We start from the raw sequence: 18,417 nt of genomic DNA, 5'->3' as shown, positions 1-18,417 counted from the left end.
TCTCCCTTTAGAGCGCCTTCTCCAGAAGTTTTGGCTTCGCAAAAATCATTCTTCCAGCAGCAGTTTGCAGCACACTCGTGACGAGCACATCAATGTCTTTTCCAATATAATTGCGTCCTTCTTCGACCACAATCATCGTACCGTCATCTAAGTAAGCAACACCTTGGTTATGCTCTTTCCCGTCTTTGATGACCTGTACTTTCATTTCTTCCCCAGGCAGTACAACCGGTTTGACTGCATTGGCTAGATCATTGATGTTTAACACTGCTACTTTTTGAAGTTCGCATACTTTATTTAAATTAAAATCATTTGTCACAACAACACCTGAAGTTAACTTAGCGAGTTTCACAAGCTTGCTGTCAACCTCTTGAATATCTTCGAAGTCGCCTTCGTAAATTTCAACTTTAATATCCAGTTCTTTTTGAATACGATTTAAAATATCAAGACCTCTTCGGCCTCTATTTCTCTTTAATACATCAGAAGAGTCTGCAATGTGTTGTAATTCCTCGAGTACAAATTGAGGAATGACCATCACACCTTCTAGGAATCCAGTTTGACAAATATCTGCGATTCTTCCATCAATGATAACACTTGTGTCTAAAATTTTCAGCTTTTTATCTTCTATTTCAGGTTCATCATCAGCTGCTCCTTTTTTCTTTGTGACCTTTGCAGATCGGGAGAACAGCCCCATCATTTCATCCTTCTTCTTAAACCCTACCTGAAATCCAAGGTATCCTAAAAAGAAAGCCAGGAAAATCGGAATAATGGTACCAAAAATATGATATGGGATATTGTTTAGCGGGATCACGTTTACAATAAGATATGCTAGAATAAGTCCAAATACTAAACCGAAACTTCCAGATATAAGATCAGGAAGAGGCGCCTTCAATAGAGAATCCTCGATCCATTTCACCCAATTAACCACATAGCCTGTGCACCATTTACCAATGATAAAGAACACAGCGGCTCCTATTAGTGCTGAAGAGTAAGCATTTGTTATGAAAGGTATGTCCTTCACATTTAACAGCAGAAATAACTCTGGAATGATAAAAATCCCTACAACTGCACCGAAAATGATTAAAAACGCCTGAACGATTCTTTTTAACATACCTTCACCTCCTTTATTTTTCATCTGTCAATCCACCTTCATCTGACATTGATATATGCTTAAGTTTCCTATCATCATGAACAGAAAACAAAACCATCATTAATATACCCATATTCATCCATTTTTAACCGTATTTAAGAAAAATTTCTCTTTTTATAGCTGACGGTCGATATAATGTTTTTCTTGCAGTCTTTTTAATCCTTTTTTTATCTTTTTCGCTCTTACTTCTCCAATTCCTTCTACTTCATCCAAATCTTGTACATCTGCTTCCATAATTCGATCTAGCACACCAAATGCTTCGACCACGTTTTCAACGATCGGCATAGGCAATCTAGGAATTTTATGAAGTAATCTGTATCCTCTTGTGTACACATATTCGTCAATATTTGTAGATGCTGGATAGCCGAGTAACTTGTACAAAATTGAGTCATCTAAAAGTTCAAAGCTCGACATATCTTGGAGCTGTTTCAGCAGCACATATGGATCTTTGATCTTTTCTTTCACGTAATCTTTAATAAATAAAGCCGCTTCCTGCTCCATATCTGTAATCAGCTCATTGACTTGCAGACGGATCAAGTGTCCTTCTGTCCCAAGCTCTTTGATATACATATTGATCTCATTTTTGATTCTAAGTACCATTTCATAACGATGTAGCACGGATAATACATCACCAAAGGTCACAAGCTCTTCAAATTCTAAGGCGCTTAACGCAGAAATGGCATGATCTAAAATGGTTTTATATTTCTCCAGTGTTTGTATCGCTTGGTTGGCCTTCGTCAAAATAAAACCAATATCTTTCAACGTATATCGTCGATTCCCTTGGTATAAGGTAATCACGTTCCGACGTTCAGAAATGGCAATGATTAAGCAGCCTGTCTGCTTTGCTACACGTTCAGCCGTTCGGTGTCTCATGCCTGTTTCTGATGAATGAATGGTTGCATCCGGCATGAGCTGTGTATTCGCATACAAGATTTTTTGACCAGAGTCACTTAAAATAATCGCCCCATCCATCTTCGCCAATTCATATAAATGTGCTGGGGAGAATGCAGAATTAATATGAAATCCTCCATCTACCACACTTTTCACTTTATCGTTATAACCAACAACAATGAGCCCTCCAGTATTGGCTCTTAGGACGTTTTCAATCCCTGCCCGCAGGGGTGTCCCCGGTGCCACAAACTGGACAATATCTAAGAGATCGACTTCTCTCGCTCCTTTTTTCTCTTTTTCCATTTCTATGATCCCCCTAGTGAAATACGAAGTGCCTCTGCTACATTTTCTACACCGACTAATTCAATCCCTCTCGGTTTTTTCCATCCATCTATATTCGCCTGAGGAATAAACATTCTCTTAAATCCTAGTTTAGCAGCTTCCTGCACACGCTGTTCAATTCTTGATACTCTTCTGACTTCTCCCGTCAGACCCACTTCTCCTATAAAGCAATCTGCTTGATGCGGCGCTGCATCTTTAAAGCTTGATGCAATACTGACGGCAATAGCCAAATCAATCGCTGGTTCGTCAAGTTTCACACCACCTGCGACCTTTAAATAGGCATCTTGGTTTTGCAGCAGCAGCCCTACCCGTTTTTCTAAAACGGCCATAAGCAATGACACTCGGTTATGATCAAGGCCAGTAGCCATTCTCCGTGGATTACCAAAGCTCGTCGGTGAAATAAGTGCTTGTATCTCCACTAGAACAGGTCTTGTTCCTTCCATTGAGGCAACAACACACGATCCAGATACACCTGCTGACCGCTCTTCTAAGAAGATTTCTGATGGGTTTAATACCTCTGTGAGCCCTTCCTCTCTCATTTCAAAAATCCCTAATTCATTCGTTGAACCAAAACGGTTTTTCACTGCCCGTAAAATACGAAACGTATGATGGCGCTCCCCTTCAAAATAAAGAACTGTATCCACCATATGCTCTAAAAGGCGCGGCCCAGCAATCGATCCTTCCTTCGTCACATGACCAACAATAAAAATAGGAATACCATTCGTCTTGGCAATTTTCATCAGCTGGGCAGTACATTCCCTCACCTGAGAAACAGATCCAGGAGCTGACGTGATATCGCTTTGATAAACGGTTTGAATTGAATCGACCACAACAAAAGCGGGTTTCATCTCTTGTATAGCAGACGTTATATACTCCATATCGGTTTCAGCCAAAACATGTAAAGAGGCGCTTTCAATACCGAGACGGTCCGCCCTAAGCTTCGTTTGTTTGATTGATTCCTCACCAGATATGTATAACACATTCTGATTTTGATCTGATAGCTGTGCTGAAACTTGTAATAATAGTGTGGACTTCCCAATCCCAGGATCACCGCCAATAAGAACGAGTGAACCTTTGACAATTCCACTTCCTAATACTCGGTTAAATTCTTCTAAATTCGTTTTAATTCGGGGTTCTTCGGATGTTTCAATTGCAGATATAGGTGAAGGTTTTTGAATGGTTTGAACAGAATGATTAAACGCACTTCGACGATTTGCCGGCTCTTTACGAACGACCTCTTCTGTCATACTGTTCCAAGTGCCGCAGCCGGGACATTTCCCCATCCATTTGGCTGACTCATAACCGCACGATTGGCATATAAATTTTGATTTTGACTTAGCCATAGATTGAAGAATACAACTCCTTATACTGGTCAGAAAATAAGTAAAGGGAGGCATCCAACTTACTGGTATGCCTCACACTTTTTTCTTACTATATTAGTTCGTAGCAGCCGTTGCTTTTACGACAATTTCTCCATCTTCTACATCTAATACGATATGTTGGCCCTTTTCAATATTGCCTTTCAGCAATTCCTCAGAAAGTCGATCCTCGACGTGCTTTTGAATCGCTCTTCTTAACGGACGAGCACCATACTCAAGATCTACGCCTTCGTCGGCAATCTTGGCTTTTGCTGCTTCCGTCAATTCAATTGAAAGGTCCTGCTCTTTTAGTCGTTTTGTCAATTGATCAGACATGAGAGACACAATCTCTTTTAGATGTTTCTTTTCGAGTGAGTGGAAGACAATGATTTCATCAATACGGTTGATGAACTCCGGTCTAAACGCACGTTTCAGCTCACCCATTACTTTGCCTTTCATATCTTTGTAATTTTGACTTTCATCCTGCACGTTAAAGCCAACATATTTATTGCGCTTCAGCTCACTAGCTCCAACGTTTGAAGTCATAATCAAAATCGTATTTCTAAAGTCAACAGTACGACCTTTGGAATCAGTGAGACGACCATCTTCTAACACTTGAAGTAAGATGTTAAACACATCAGGGTGCGCCTTTTCAATCTCATCTAGAAGCACGACAGAATACGGCTTTCTTCTCACTTTTTCAGTCAGCTGACCGCCCTCATCATAACCCACATAGCCTGGAGGTGATCCAACAAGTCTTGAAGTCGAGTGTTTTTCCATGTACTCAGACATATCAATACGAATCATCGCTTCTTCATCACCGAAGATAGACTCGGCGAGTGCTCTTGCAAGCTCAGTCTTACCAACACCTGTTGGCCCTAAGAAAATAAAGGAGCCAATCGGACGTTTCGGATCTTTTAGTCCAGCACGGGCACGTCTTACAGCTTTTGCAACAGCAACAACTGCTTCATCCTGTCCAATGACGCGAGAGTGGAGCAATTGTTCCATGTTTAGAAGCTTATCTGTTTCTGTTTGAGCAATTTTTGAAACAGGTACTCCCGTCCAGCTAGAAACAACCATTGCGATATCATCCACAGAAACCTCTGAATTCTCTTGTCCCTGCTTTTCTTTCCAAGATTTCTTCGTCACTTCTACCTTTTCACGCAAACGTTGCTCCGTATCACGAAGAGAAGCGGCTTTTTCAAATTCTTGACTTTGAACAGCTGCATCCTTTTCCTTGCGTACTTCATCCAACTTTTGCTCAAGTTCCTTTAGATTAGGCGGTGTTGTGAAAGAACGTAAGCGAACTTTTGAACCCGCCTCATCAATTAAGTCGATCGCCTTATCTGGAAGGAAACGATCGGAGATATAACGATCAGAAAGCTTTACCGCCGCCTCAATGGCTTCATCTGTAATAGATACACGGTGATGTGCTTCATAACGGTCTCTAAGCCCTCTTAAAATTTGAATACTTTCATCAACAGACGGCTGATCCACTTGAATTGGCTGGAATCGGCGTTCAAGCGCAGCATCTTTTTCAATATATTTACGGTACTCATCTAACGTTGTTGCCCCGATACATTGAAGCTCACCACGTGCTAAAGATGGTTTTAGAATATTAGAGGCATCAATCGCACCCTCTGCTCCTCCTGCACCAATCAGTGTATGAAGCTCATCAATGAAGAGAATGATATTTCCAGCCTGACGGATTTCGTCCATGACTTTTTTCAAACGATCCTCGAATTCACCACGATATTTCGTTCCCGCTACAACGGTTCCCATATCAAGTGTCATGACTCGTTTATCACGCAAAATTTCAGGCACTTCGTTGTGAATAATTTGCTGTGCGAGGCCTTCTGCGATCGCTGTTTTACCAACACCAGGCTCTCCAATCAAGACAGGGTTATTCTTTGTTCTTCTACTTAGGACCTCAATGACACGCTGAATTTCTTTGCTACGGCCAATCACAGGGTCCAAGCTGTCCTCTTTCGCAATAGCCGTTAAGTCTCTTGCCAAGCTATCTAAAGTTGGTGTATTGGCATTGCTATTAGATCCTGCCGCAGATGCACCCGTTTCATTGCTGCCTAGAAGCTGCAATACTTGCTGGCGTGCTTTATTTAAGCTTACTCCGAGGTTATTTAAGACACGGGCAGCTACACCCTCTCCCTCACGAATAAGACCTAAAAGAATATGTTCTGTCCCTACATAGGAATGACCCAGCTTTCTCGCTTCATCCATAGAAAGCTCCGTAACCTTCTTCGCTCTAGGTGTGTAATGAGGAATAGCTTGAGACACCTCTTGCCCTCTTCCAATCAAGCTCTCGACTTCTTTTTGGATTTTATCTGAAACAAGGCCCAGTGCTTCTAATGCTTTTGCGGCAATGCCCTCACCTTCACGTACAAGACCAAGTAAAATATGCTCTGTTCCGATGTTCTTATGGCCTAGGCGAATGGCTTCTTCTTGTGCAAGTGCTAATACCTTTTGAGCTCTTTCAGTGAATCTTCCAAACATCATATCGTTTCATCCTCCTGTCCATTCCTATGCATTTCTAAGCGCAGCCTTTCTCTAATAATTGCTGCTCGTTTTATATCTCTTTCATTTGGTTCCAAGGCTCCTCCTGAATATTGCTGAAGGAAGCCAGGCTGTGTCAAAATCATGAGTTCATTCAGTATATTACTTGAAAGCCCCTTAATGATACCTAAATCAATTCCAAGTCGCACATCTGACAAACACTTAGCCGTTTCCTTAGATTCAATCATGCGGCAATTAGCCAAAATCCCCAAGGAACGGTACACTCTGTCTTCAAGTTCAATTTTAGACGTCTGATATAATGCCTTACGTGCAGATCGCTCTTGTTCAATGAGCTGCGCCGTCACACTATTCAAGTCATCTACAATATCTTCTTCTGATTGACCCAGTGTCATTTGATTTGAAATTTGAAAGATGTTTCCTATTGCTTCGCTACCCTCACCATAAATTCCTCTGACCACAAGACCTAATTGATTAATTGCAGGAATAATGCGATTCATTTGTCTTGTCAGGGCTAATGCTGGTAAGTGCATCATGACTGAAGCCCTAATACCTGTACCTACATTGGTCGGACAGCTCGTTAAGTATCCTCGCTTTTCAGAAAACGCATAATCCACTTGCTCTTCAATCCAGTCATCTATTTGGTTAGCTGCTTTTAGTGCATTAGCCAGCTGAAATCCTGGGAACAAGCATTGAATACGAATATGGTCTTCCTCATTCAGCATGACACTGATTTCTTCATTTTCTGAAAGCAAACAGCCGCCAAATCTTGATTCTGCTAAATTGGGGCTAATCAAATGCTTTTCAACAAGTACCCTTTTAGCCAAAGGCTGCGTGTCATTCATTCGAATCAGAACAAAGTTTCCAATGTCCTTCACTTCCTGGCTCGCAAACTTTTGCTCGAATTGCTGAAGAACAGCTTCAGCCTCCTCTTGAGAAAACTGAGTTGGGAAACGAACATGCTCTAGATTGCGTGCCAGCCGAATACGACTGCTTAGAACAATGTCACTTTCTGGTCCTTTCTGTTTCATCCATTGACTTAATGCGTCTTGAATAAAATGCTGGAGCGACATGTCGTTAATCTCCCTCCCTCTGCTGAGATTGCTCATGCTCTAACGCACGAATTTGATCTCGAACTTCCGCTGCTTTTTCAAACTCTTCCTGTTCAATCAGCTGCTTCAGTTCTTGCTGCATTAACTCAAGTTTCCGGCGAACATGCAGACTGCCGGCAATCCGTTTAGGGACTTTTCCATTATGGACTGTATTTCCACTATGGACTTTCCTTAAAACAGGATTTAAATACTGATCAAAGGTTCGATAACATTCTGCACAGCCAAAACGGCCTGTTTTCCTGAATTGCTGAAAAGTTAAGCCACACTTAGGACATTGATCCACTTCTCTTGCCTCTTGAAAAATAGATGATCCTTTATTCGCACTTGTGGTAAAGCTAGGATCAATATTCAATAAGCCTGATAATAAGTTGTGAATCGAGAAACCTTGGTTTCCACTCATAGCATATGAATCACTGTTTTCTTTTGCACATTGTTCACATATGTGCATTTCTTGTTTTTCTCCATTTATTACTTTCGTAAAGTGAAAAGTGGCTGGTCTCTCATTGCATTCTTGACAAATCAATCTTTTCACCCGCTTTACTTTAATTTCAAAGCATTTAACATCGCTTTCATCATCCGAGCCCGCAGTTCATCTCGTTCAGGTAAATCAATGTGTAAAACAGAACGGTCCATGACACTAATCATCATCTTTGCTTCTCTTTCGGATAAAATGTTGTTCTCAACAAGACGCATGATGATATGATCAGATGCAGCCTGTGATAAACGATGATATATTTGGGAAATAATGTTGTTCAATAAATCGACTTCATCATTTATTTTGACTTTAATGATACGGATATAGCCACCGCCGCCACGCTTACTTTCGACGATATAACCTCTTTCGCTCGTAAAGCGTGTATTGATAACATAGTTAATTTGTGAAGGTACGCATTGAAACTTATCTGCAATTTCATTGCGTTTAATTTCTAATATTTCTCGACCATTCTGATCCAAGACTTCCTTCAAATACTGCTCGATGATATCAGAAATATTTTGTGCCACTCCGCCTCCTCCTCCATTGACTTTGACTATATTTGACTTTAATCTTACTATAAATTTTTTCGATCGATTTTTCAAGATAATCGCTCAACTAACAATATTATTTCCACATTTATCTGGTGCCAAACATCCCAAAAACACAAAAAAGACCAGTTCCGATTGGAACTGATCCTTTGAAAAGCTTGGCGGCGTCCTACTCTCACAGGGGGAAACCCCCAACTACCATCGGCGCTGAAGAGCTTAACTTCCGTGTTCGGTATGGGAACGGGTGTGACCTCTTCGCTATCGCCACCAAACCTGATGGAGAGAATGTTCTCTCAAAACTAGATAACAATGTTCATTTTTCACATTAGAATATAGGTTAAGTCCTCGATCTATTAGTATCTGTCAGCTCCACGTGTCACCACGCTTCCACCTCAGACCTATCAACCTGATCATCTTTCAGGGATCTTACTTCCTTGCGGAATGGGAAATCTCATCTTGAGGGGGGCTTCATGCTTAGATGCTTTCAGCACTTATCCCGTCCGCACATAGCTACCCAGCGATGCCCTTGGCAGAACAACTGGTACACCAGCGGTGCGTCCATCCCGGTCCTCTCGTACTAAGGACAGCTCCTCTCAAATTTCCTGCGCCCGCGACGGATAGGGACCGAACTGTCTCACGACGTTCTGAACCCAGCTCGCGTACCGCTTTAATGGGCGAACAGCCCAACCCTTGGGACCGACTACAGCCCCAGGATGCGATGAGCCGACATCGAGGTGCCAAACCTCCCCGTCGATGTGGACTCTTGGGGGAGATAAGCCTGTTATCCCCGGGGTAGCTTTTATCCGTTGAGCGATGGCCCTTCCATGCGGAACCACCGGATCACTAAGCCCGACTTTCGTCCCTGCTCGACTTGTAGGTCTCGCAGTCAAGCTCCCTTGTGCCTTTACACTCTGCGAATGATTTCCAACCATTCTGAGGGAACCTTTGGGCGCCTCCGTTACATTTTAGGAGGCGACCGCCCCAGTCAAACTGCCCACCTGACACTGTCTCCCTGCCCGATAAGGGCAGCGGGTTAGAAGGTCAATACAGCCAGGGTAGTATCCCACCGATGCCTCCACCGAAGCTAGCGCTCCGGTTTCCAAGGCTCCTACCTATCCTGTACAAGCTGTACCAACATTCAATATCAGGCTGCAGTAAAGCTCCACGGGGTCTTTCCGTCCTGTCGCGGGTAACCTGCATCTTCACAGGTACTATAATTTCACCGAGTCTCTCGTTGAGACAGTGCCCAGATCGTTGCGCCTTTCGTGCGGGTCGGAACTTACCCGACAAGGAATTTCGCTACCTTAGGACCGTTATAGTTACGGCCGCCGTTTACTGGGGCTTCAATTCGCACCTTCGCTTACGCTAAGCGCTCCTCTTAACCTTCCAGCACCGGGCAGGCGTCAGCCCCTATACTTCGCCTTACGGCTTCGCAGAGACCTGTGTTTTTGCTAAACAGTCGCCTGGGCCTATTCACTGCGGCTTCTCGGGGCTTTAACACCCTAAGAAGCACCCCTTCTCCCGAAGTTACGGGGTCATTTTGCCGAGTTCCTTAACGAGAGTTCTCTCGATCACCTTAGGATTCTCTCCTCGCCTACCTGTGTCGGTTTGCGGTACGGGCACCTCTCACCTCGCTAGAGGCTTTTCTTGGCAGTGTGGAATCAGGAACTTCGCTACTAAATTTCGCTCGCCATCACAGCTCAGCCTTCACGGGAAACGGATTTGCCTATTTCCCAGCCTAACTGCTTGGACGCGGATATCCAATACCGCGCTTACCCTATCCTCCTGCGTCCCCCCATTGCTCAAATGGTGAGGAGGTGGTACAGGAATATCAACCTGTTGTCCATCGCCTACGCCTTTCGGCCTCGGCTTAGGTCCCGACTAACCCTGAGCGGACGAGCCTTCCTCAGGAAACCTTAGGCATTCGGTGGACGGGATTCTCACCCGTCTTTCGCTACTCATACCGGCATTCTCACTTCTAAGCGCTCCACCAGTCCTTCCGGTCTGACTTCACTGCACTTAGAACGCTCTCCTACCACTGTTCGTAAGAACAGTCCGCAGCTTCGGTGATACGTTTAGCCCCGGTACATTTTCGGCGCAGAGTCACTCGACCAGTGAGCTATTACGCACTCTTTAAATGGTGGCTGCTTCTAAGCCAACATCCTGGTTGTCTAAGCAACTCCACATCCTTTTCCACTTAACGTATACTTTGGGACCTTAGCTGGCGGTCTGGGCTGTTTCCCTTTCGACTACGGATCTTATCACTCGCAGTCTGACTCCCAAGGATAAGTCATCGGCATTCGGAGTTTGACTGAATTCGGTAACCCGGTAGGGGCCCCTAGTCCAATCAGTGCTCTACCTCCGAGACTCTTACCTTGAGGCTAGCCCTAAAGCTATTTCGGAGAGAACCAGCTATCTCCAGGTTCGATTGGCATTTCACCCCTACCCACACCTCATCCCCGCACTTTTCAACGTGCGTGGGTTCGGGCCTCCATTCAGTGTTACCTGAACTTCACCCTGGACATGGGTAGATCACCTGGTTTCGGGTCTACGACCACGTACTCATGCGCCCTATTCAGACTCGCTTTCGCTGCGGCTCCGCATCTTCTGCTTAACCTTGCACGGGATCGTAACTCGCCGGTTCATTCTACAAAAGGCACGCCATCACCCGTTAACGGGCTCTGACTACTTGTAGGCACACGGTTTCAGGATCTATTTCACTCCCCTTCCGGGGTGCTTTTCACCTTTCCCTCACGGTACTGGTTCACTATCGGTCACTAGGGAGTATTTAGCCTTGGGAGATGGTCCTCCCGGATTCCGACGGAATTTCACGTGTTCCGCCGTACTCAGGATCCACTCTGGAGAGAACAACATTTCAGTTACAGGGCTGTTACCTTCTTTGGCGGGCCTTTCCAGACCTCTTCGCTTATATCGTTCCTTTGTAACTCCGTATAGAGTGTCCTACAACCCCAAGAGGCAAGCCTCTTGGTTTGGGCTGTTCCCGTTTCGCTCGCCGCTACTCAGGGAATCGCATTTGCTTTCTCTTCCTCCGGGTACTTAGATGTTTCAGTTCCCCGGGTATGCCTTCTCATACTCTATGTATTCAAGTATGGATACTACTCCATTACGAGCAGTGGGTTTCCCCATTCGGAAATCTCCGGATCAAAGCTTGCTTACAGCTCCCCGAAGCATATCGGTGTTCGTCCCGTCCTTCATCGGCTCCTAGTGCCAAGGCATCCACCGTGCGCCCTTTCTAACTTAACCATTTCTTACTTTAGAAAGAATCACTATGTGTGATGAACTTTGCATTGCATTCAATGTGAATGTATTACTTATTGTTATCTAGTTTTCAAAGAACAATCCTGTCTCGCTAGAGACATGTTTGAAGGAATGATCCTTCAAAACTAAACAAGACGAAAACGCACGCTGCTCCATATATCCTTAGAAAGGAGGTGATCCAGCCGCACCTTCCGATACGGCTACCTTGTTACGACTTCACCCCAATCATCTGCCCCACCTTCGGCGGCTGGCTCCATAAAGGTTACCTCACCGACTTCGGGTGTTGCAAACTCTCGTGGTGTGACGGGCGGTGTGTACAAGGCCCGGGAACGTATTCACCGCGGCATGCTGATCCGCGATTACTAGCGATTCCAGCTTCACGCAGTCGAGTTGCAGACTGCGATCCGAACTGAGAACAGATTTGTGGGATTGGCTAAACCTCGCGGTCTTGCAGCCCTTTGTTCTGTCCATTGTAGCACGTGTGTAGCCCAGGTCATAAGGGGCATGATGATTTGACGTCATCCCCACCTTCCTCCGGTTTGTCACCGGCAGTCACCTTAGAGTGCCCAACTGAATGCTGGCAACTAAGATCAAGGGTTGCGCTCGTTGCGGGACTTAACCCAACATCTCACGACACGAGCTGACGACAACCATGCACCACCTGTCACTCTGTCCCCGAAGGGAAAGCCCTATCTCTAGGGTTGTCAGAGGATGTCAAGACCTGGTAAGGTTCTTCGCGTTGCTTCGAATTAAACCACATGCTCCACCGCTTGTGCGGGCCCCCGTCAATTCCTTTGAGTTTCAGTCTTGCGACCGTACTCCCCAGGCGGAGTGCTTAATGCGTTAGCTGCAGCACTAAGGGGCGGAAACCCCCTAACACTTAGCACTCATCGTTTACGGCGTGGACTACCAGGGTATCTAATCCTGTTCGCTCCCCACGCTTTCGCTCCTCAGCGTCAGTTACAGACCAGAGAGTCGCCTTCGCCACTGGTGTTCCTCCACATCTCTACGCATTTCACCGCTACACGTGGAATTCCACTCTCCTCTTCTGCACTCAAGTTTCCCAGTTTCCAATGACCCTCCCCGGTTGAGCCGGGGGCTTTCACATCAGACTTAAGAAACCGCCTGCGAGCCCTTTACGCCCAATAATTCCGGACAACGCTTGCCACCTACGTATTACCGCGGCTGCTGGCACGTAGTTAGCCGTGGCTTTCTGGTTAGGTACCGTCAAGGTGCAAGCAGTTACTCTTGCACTTGTTCTTCCCTAACAACAGAGCTTTACGATCCGAAAACCTTCATCACTCACGCGGCGTTGCTCCGTCAGACTTTCGTCCATTGCGGAAGATTCCCTACTGCTGCCTCCCGTAGGAGTCTGGGCCGTGTCTCAGTCCCAGTGTGGCCGATCACCCTCTCAGGTCGGCTACGCATCGTCGCCTTGGTGAGCCGTTACCTCACCAACTAGCTAATGCGCCGCGGGTCCATCTGTAAGTGACAGCCGAAACCGTCTTTCATCCTTGAACCATGCGGTTCAAGGAACTATCCGGTATTAGCTCCGGTTTCCCGGAGTTATCCCAGTCTTACAGGCAGGTTACCCACGTGTTACTCACCCGTCCGCCGCTAACATCCGGGAGCAAGCTCCCTTCTGTCCGCTCGACTTGCATGTATTAGGCACGCCGCCAGCGTTCGTCCTGAGCCAGGATCAAACTCTCCGAAAAAGTACAAAACCGAAGTTTTGTTTTTCGTCAGCGTTTGACTGACTACCTATGATGTATCATAGGATTTTTTTATAAAAACTCGAATTAACAGGTACGTTTTGTCTTGTTTAGTTTTCAAAGATCATATTGGTGGAGCCTAGCGGGATCGAACCGCTGACCTCCTGCGTGCAAGGCAGGCGCTCTCCCAGCTGAGCTAAGGCCCCATAAAAGATGGTCGGGAAGACAGGATTCGAACCTGCGACCCCTTGGTCCCAAACCAAGTGCTCTACCAAGCTGAGCTACTTCCCGATCTTAATGGCGCGCCCGAGAGGAGTCGAACCCCTAACCTTTTGATCCGTAGTCAAACGCTCTATCCAATTGAGCTACGGGCGCTTATTTTATAATGCCGAGGGCCGGACTTGAACCGGCACGGTAGTCACCTACCGCAGGATTTTAAGTCCTGTGTGTCTGCCAATTCCACCACCCCGGCGTGGATGGTATAAGCGGAAGACGGGATTCGAACCCGCGACCCCCACCTTGGCAAGGTGGTGTTCTACCACTGAACTACTTCCGCATTACAGGATTTCTTTATGTTGTTTGGCAATGCGGGTGAAGGGACTTGAACCCCCACGTCATAAAGACACTAGATCCTAAGTCTAGCGCGTCTGCCAATTCCGCCACACCCGCATGAAAATGGTGAGCCATGAAGGACTCGAACCTTCGACCCTCTGATTAAAAGTCAGATGCTCTACCAACTGAGCTAATGGCTCGCTTTTAAAGCGACTTGTCTATCTTACCATATGAAAGTGGTGCCGGCAAGAGGACTTGAACCCCCAACCTACTGATTACAAGTCAGTTGCTCTACCAGTTGAGCTACACCGGCTTTATCTATCCTAACATTATGTAAGAATAAATATGGTGGAGGATGACGGGCTCGAACCGCCGACCCTCTGCTTGTAAGGCAGATGCTCTCCCAGCTGAGCTAATCCTCCATATTGTGTCGTTTCGAATGTCTCTCGATCTGACAAATAGTATTATATAACGATAAGATATTGTTTGTAAAGACTTTTTTAAAATAATTTTTGAATTTATTTTAAAGCTGTTTTTTCACATCTTTTCGTTAAGGCACCTAAAGAAGTTTACCACTTGTCTCTTCATTTTAAAAGTCTTTTTTTCATTTTTTTATGTTTTTTTGTTAAAAAGGGCATTAATAGCGCTTTTTCAATGTAAAAACAGCTCTTTTAAAGCTGAAAAATGTTTGTTTTATTCCTTATATCCTCAGATAACGTGCATTTAGAAACGAATTTTTTTATTATTTTATTTTTCCGAGAAACCATTTTGTATATTTGCTTTATATTAAATTGATCCTGGTCATTTCCCAAAAATTCGTCTCAATGTTCCCTTGCCTCATCAAACATTTTGGTGCTTAACTCGAATCTTCCTCCCCTCTCTCATTAGCAAACCAAGATGCCCTTTGCTCTCTTATGTAGGTTTCAATGATCTAGCAGCAAGCGCAGTTCGCTACATATGGTTGCCAGAGGAGAAGATCCTTTTTATACATGTTTACTCTTTTGATGTTGACTCTTAGCAAGATGAGTGAGCGACGAGACTGGATGATAAGAATTTTATAGAATGTCTAGAATTCCAGTGAAGGGGATGAAATCAATGAGTTATTGAGAATGTAATGAAAGACCACTATTTTCAATATAAATAGATCTATCATTTTTTAAAACACAAAAAAGACCAGTTCCGATTGGAACTGATCCTTTGAAAAGCTTGGCGGCGTCCTACTCTCACAGGGGGAAACCCCCAACTACCATCGGCGCTGAAGAGCTTAACTTCCGTGTTCGGTATGGGAACGGGTGTGACCTCTTCGCTATCGCCACCAAACCTGATGGAGAGAATGTTCTCTCAAAACTAGATAACAACGTTCATTTTTCACATTAGAATATAGGTTAAGTCCTCGATCTATTAGTATCTGTCAGCTCCACGTGTCACCACGCTTCCACCTCAGACCTATCAACCTGATCATCTTTCAGGGATCTTACTTCCTTGCGGAATGGGAAATCTCATCTTGAGGGGGGCTTCATGCTTAGATGCTTTCAGCACTTATCCCGTCCGCACATAGCTACCCAGCGATGCCCTTGGCAGAACAACTGGTACACCAGCGGTGCGTCCATCCCGGTCCTCTCGTACTAAGGACAGCTCCTCTCAAATTTCCTGCGCCCGCGACGGATAGGGACCGAACTGTCTCACGACGTTCTGAACCCAGCTCGCGTACCGCTTTAATGGGCGAACAGCCCAACCCTTGGGACCGACTACAGCCCCAGGATGCGATGAGCCGACATCGAGGTGCCAAACCTCCCCGTCGATGTGGACTCTTGGGGGAGATAAGCCTGTTATCCCCGGGGTAGCTTTTATCCGTTGAGCGATGGCCCTTCCATGCGGAACCACCGGATCACTAAGCCCGACTTTCGTCCCTGCTCGACTTGTAGGTCTCGCAGTCAAGCTCCCTTGTGCCTTTACACTCTGCGAATGATTTCCAACCATTCTGAGGGAACCTTTGGGCGCCTCCGTTACATTTTAGGAGGCGACCGCCCCAGTCAAACTGCCCACCTGACACTGTCTCCCTGCCCGATAAGGGCAGCGGGTTAGAAGGTCAATACAGCCAGGGTAGTATCCCACCGATGCCTCCACCGAAGCTAGCGCTCCGGTTTCCAAGGCTCCTACCTATCCTGTACAAGCTGTACCAACATTCAATATCAGGCTGCAGTAAAGCTCCACGGGGTCTTTCCGTCCTGTCGCGGGTAACCTGCATCTTCACAGGTACTATAATTTCACCGAGTCTCTCGTTGAGACAGTGCCCAGATCGTTGCGCCTTTCGTGCGGGTCGGAACTTACCCGACAAGGAATTTCGCTACCTTAGGACCGTTATAGTTACGGCCGCCGTTTACTGGGGCTTCAATTCGCACCTTCGCTTACGCTAAGCGCTCCTCTTAACCTTCCAGCACCGGGCAGGCGTCAGCCCCTATACTTCGCCTTACGGCTTCGCAGAGACCTGTGTTTTTGCTAAACAGTCGCCTGGGCCTATTCACTGCGGCTTCTCGGGGCTTTAACACCCTAAGAAGCACCCCTTCTCCCGAAGTTACGGGGTCATTTTGCCGAGTTCCTTAACGAGAGTTCTCTCGATCACCTTAGGATTCTCTCCTCGCCTACCTGTGTCGGTTTGCGGTACGGGCACCTCTCACCTCGCTAGAGGCTTTTCTTGGCAGTGTGGAATCAGGAACTTCGCTACTAAATTTCGCTCGCCATCACAGCTCAGCCTTCACGGGAAACGGATTTGCCTATTTCCCAGCCTAACTGCTTGGACGCGGATATCCAATACCGCGCTTACCCTATCCTCCTGCGTCCCCCCATTGCTCAAATGGTGAGGAGGTGGTACAGGAATATCAACCTGTTGTCCATCGCCTACGCCTTTCGGCCTCGGCTTAGGTCCCGACTAACCCTGAGCGGACGAGCCTTCCTCAGGAAACCTTAGGCATTCGGTGGACGGGATTCTCACCCGTCTTTCGCTACTCATACCGGCATTCTCACTTCTAAGCGCTCCACCAGTCCTTCCGGTCTGACTTCACTGCACTTAGAACGCTCTCCTACCACTGTTCGTAAGAACAGTCCGCAGCTTCGGTGATACGTTTAGCCCCGGTACATTTTCGGCGCAGAGTCACTCGACCAGTGAGCTATTACGCACTCTTTAAATGGTGGCTGCTTCTAAGCCAACATCCTGGTTGTCTAAGCAACTCCACATCCTTTTCCACTTAACGTATACTTTGGGACCTTAGCTGGCGGTCTGGGCTGTTTCCCTTTCGACTACGGATCTTATCACTCGCAGTCTGACTCCCAAGGATAAGTCATCGGCATTCGGAGTTTGACTGAATTCGGTAACCCGGTAGGGGCCCCTAGTCCAATCAGTGCTCTACCTCCGAGACTCTTACCTTGAGGCTAGCCCTAAAGCTATTTCGGAGAGAACCAGCTATCTCCAGGTTCGATTGGCATTTCACCCCTACCCACACCTCATCCCCGCACTTTTCAACGTGCGTGGGTTCGGGCCTCCATTCAGTGTTACCTGAACTTCACCCTGGACATGGGTAGATCACCTGGTTTCGGGTCTACGACCACGTACTCATGCGCCCTATTCAGACTCGCTTTCGCTGCGGCTCCGCATCTTCTGCTTAACCTTGCACGGGATCGTAACTCGCCGGTTCATTCTACAAAAGGCACGCCATCACCCGTTAACGGGCTCTGACTACTTGTAGGCACACGGTTTCAGGATCTATTTCACTCCCCTTCCGGGGTGCTTTTCACCTTTCCCTCACGGTACTGGTTCACTATCGGTCACTAGGGAGTATTTAGCCTTGGGAGATGGTCCTCCCGGATTCCGACGGAATTTCACGTGTTCCGCCGTACTCAGGATCCACTCTGGAGAGAACAACATTTCAGTTACAGGGCTGTTACCTTCTTTGGCGGGCCTTTCCAGACCTCTTCGCTTATATCGTTCCTTTGTAACTCCGTATAGAGTGTCCTACAACCCCAAGAGGCAAGCCTCTTGGTTTGGGCTGTTCCCGTTTCGCTCGCCGCTACTCAGGGAATCGCATTTGCTTTCTCTTCCTCCGGGTACTTAGATGTTTCAGTTCCCCGGGTATGCCTTCTCATACTCTATGTATTCAAGTATGGATACTACTCCATTACGAGCAGTGGGTTTCCCCATTCGGAAATCTCCGGATCAAAGCTTGCTTACAGCTCCCCGAAGCATATCGGTGTTCGTCCCGTCCTTCATCGGCTCCTAGTGCCAAGGCATCCACCGTGCGCCCTTTCTAACTTAACCATTTCTTACTTTAGAAAGAATCACTATGTGTGATGAACTTTGCATTGCATTCAATGTGAATGTATTACTTATTGTTATCTAGTTTTCAAAGAACAATCCTGTCTCGCTAGAGACATGTTTGAAGGAATGATCCTTCAAAACTAAACAAGACGAAAACGCA

7 protein-coding genes, 9 tRNA genes and 5 rRNA genes are annotated in these 18,417 nt (G+C 46.2%); all 21 read right to left on the bottom strand.

What is annotated here, in order from left to right:
* Positions 1-7 precede the first annotated feature (7 nt).
* Positions 8-1,108: a PIN/TRAM domain-containing protein gene (locus LCD34_RS10965; protein WP_113747794.1), complete on the bottom strand. Its 1,101-nt coding sequence runs from the start codon at positions 1,106-1,108 to the stop codon at positions 8-10.
* Positions 1,109-1,261: 153 nt separating this feature from the next.
* Positions 1,262-2,341, bottom strand: coding sequence for a DNA integrity scanning diadenylate cyclase DisA (gene disA, locus LCD34_RS10960; protein WP_007496267.1), 1,080 nt, complete (start codon positions 2,339-2,341; stop codon positions 1,262-1,264).
* Positions 2,342-2,343: 2 nt separating this feature from the next.
* The gene (gene radA, locus LCD34_RS10955) at positions 2,344-3,723 is read right to left on the bottom strand and encodes a DNA repair protein RadA (RefSeq protein WP_017359160.1); all 1,380 of its coding nucleotides are present in this window, start codon (positions 3,721-3,723) and stop codon (positions 2,344-2,346) included.
* Positions 3,724-3,816: 93 nt separating this feature from the next.
* Positions 3,817-6,252, bottom strand: coding sequence for an ATP-dependent protease ATP-binding subunit ClpC (gene clpC, locus LCD34_RS10950; protein WP_007496263.1), 2,436 nt, complete (start codon positions 6,250-6,252; stop codon positions 3,817-3,819).
* On the bottom strand, positions 6,249-7,340 hold the full coding sequence (locus LCD34_RS10945; RefSeq protein ID WP_008345444.1) for a protein arginine kinase: 1,092 nt from the start codon (positions 7,338-7,340) through the stop codon (positions 6,249-6,251). The genes clpC and LCD34_RS10945 overlap by 4 nt, the downstream gene beginning before the upstream one ends.
* 4 nt (positions 7,341-7,344) lie before the next feature.
* On the bottom strand, positions 7,345-7,902 hold the full coding sequence (locus tag LCD34_RS10940; protein WP_007496258.1) for a UvrB/UvrC motif-containing protein: 558 nt from the start codon (positions 7,900-7,902) through the stop codon (positions 7,345-7,347).
* A gap of 14 nt (positions 7,903-7,916) precedes the next feature.
* Entirely contained in the window at positions 7,917-8,381 is a 465-nt protein-coding gene (locus LCD34_RS10935) for a CtsR family transcriptional regulator (RefSeq protein ID WP_035391577.1), read from the bottom strand.
* Between the two features lie 177 nt (positions 8,382-8,558).
* A 5S ribosomal RNA gene (gene rrf / locus LCD34_RS10930) occupies positions 8,559-8,674 on the bottom strand.
* Positions 8,675-8,735: 61 nt separating this feature from the next.
* Positions 8,736-11,666: ribosomal RNA gene (locus LCD34_RS10925) — 23S ribosomal RNA — on the bottom strand.
* A 181-nt stretch (positions 11,667-11,847) separates the two neighbouring features.
* Positions 11,848-13,396, bottom strand: a 16S ribosomal RNA gene (locus LCD34_RS10920).
* A 127-nt stretch (positions 13,397-13,523) separates the two neighbouring features.
* Positions 13,524-13,599: transfer RNA gene (locus tag LCD34_RS10915), tRNA-Ala, on the bottom strand.
* An 8-nt stretch (positions 13,600-13,607) separates the two neighbouring features.
* Positions 13,608-13,684, bottom strand: a tRNA-Pro gene (locus LCD34_RS10910).
* Positions 13,685-13,691: 7 nt separating this feature from the next.
* Positions 13,692-13,768: transfer RNA gene (locus LCD34_RS10905), tRNA-Arg, on the bottom strand.
* Between the two features lie 11 nt (positions 13,769-13,779).
* A tRNA-Leu gene (locus tag LCD34_RS10900) sits at positions 13,780-13,865 on the bottom strand.
* Between the two features lie 12 nt (positions 13,866-13,877).
* Positions 13,878-13,949, bottom strand: a tRNA-Gly gene (locus LCD34_RS10895).
* Positions 13,950-13,979: 30 nt separating this feature from the next.
* Positions 13,980-14,062 (bottom strand) — tRNA-Leu (locus tag LCD34_RS10890).
* A gap of 7 nt (positions 14,063-14,069) precedes the next feature.
* Positions 14,070-14,145: transfer RNA gene (locus LCD34_RS10885), tRNA-Lys, on the bottom strand.
* A 37-nt stretch (positions 14,146-14,182) separates the two neighbouring features.
* A tRNA-Thr gene (locus tag LCD34_RS10880) sits at positions 14,183-14,258 on the bottom strand.
* Between the two features lie 33 nt (positions 14,259-14,291).
* Positions 14,292-14,367 (bottom strand) — tRNA-Val (locus LCD34_RS10875).
* 782 nt (positions 14,368-15,149) lie between these two features.
* Positions 15,150-15,265, bottom strand: a 5S ribosomal RNA gene (rrf, locus tag LCD34_RS10870).
* A gap of 61 nt (positions 15,266-15,326) precedes the next feature.
* A 23S ribosomal RNA gene (locus tag LCD34_RS10865) occupies positions 15,327-18,257 on the bottom strand.
* The 16S, 23S and 5S rRNA genes sit together here with 9 tRNA genes alongside, the layout of an rRNA operon.
* Between the last annotated feature and the right edge of the window lie 160 nt (positions 18,258-18,417).

The organism is Bacillus sp. RAR_M1_44 (genome assembly GCF_020165935.1).
In the GTDB taxonomy this organism is placed as follows: Bacteria; Bacillota; Bacilli; order Bacillales; family Bacillaceae; genus Bacillus; species Bacillus altitudinis.
This window is presented reverse-complemented; position numbering and strand designations above follow the sequence as displayed.

Excerpts from the sequence above, each read along its gene's own strand:
- LCD34_RS10965 (WP_113747794.1), bottom strand. The coding sequence starts at position 1,108 with ATGTTAAAAAGAATCGTTCAGGCGTTTTTAATCATTTTCGGTGCAGTT.
- disA (WP_007496267.1), bottom strand. The coding sequence starts at position 2,341 with ATGGAAAAAGAGAAAAAAGGAGCGAGAGAAGTCGATCTCTTAGATATT.
- radA (WP_017359160.1), bottom strand. The coding sequence starts at position 3,723 with ATGGCTAAGTCAAAATCAAAATTTATATGCCAATCGTGCGGTTATGAG.
- clpC (WP_007496263.1), bottom strand. The coding sequence starts at position 6,252 with ATGATGTTTGGAAGATTCACTGAAAGAGCTCAAAAGGTATTAGCACTT.
- LCD34_RS10945 (WP_008345444.1), bottom strand. The coding sequence starts at position 7,340 with ATGTCGCTCCAGCATTTTATTCAAGACGCATTAAGTCAATGGATGAAA.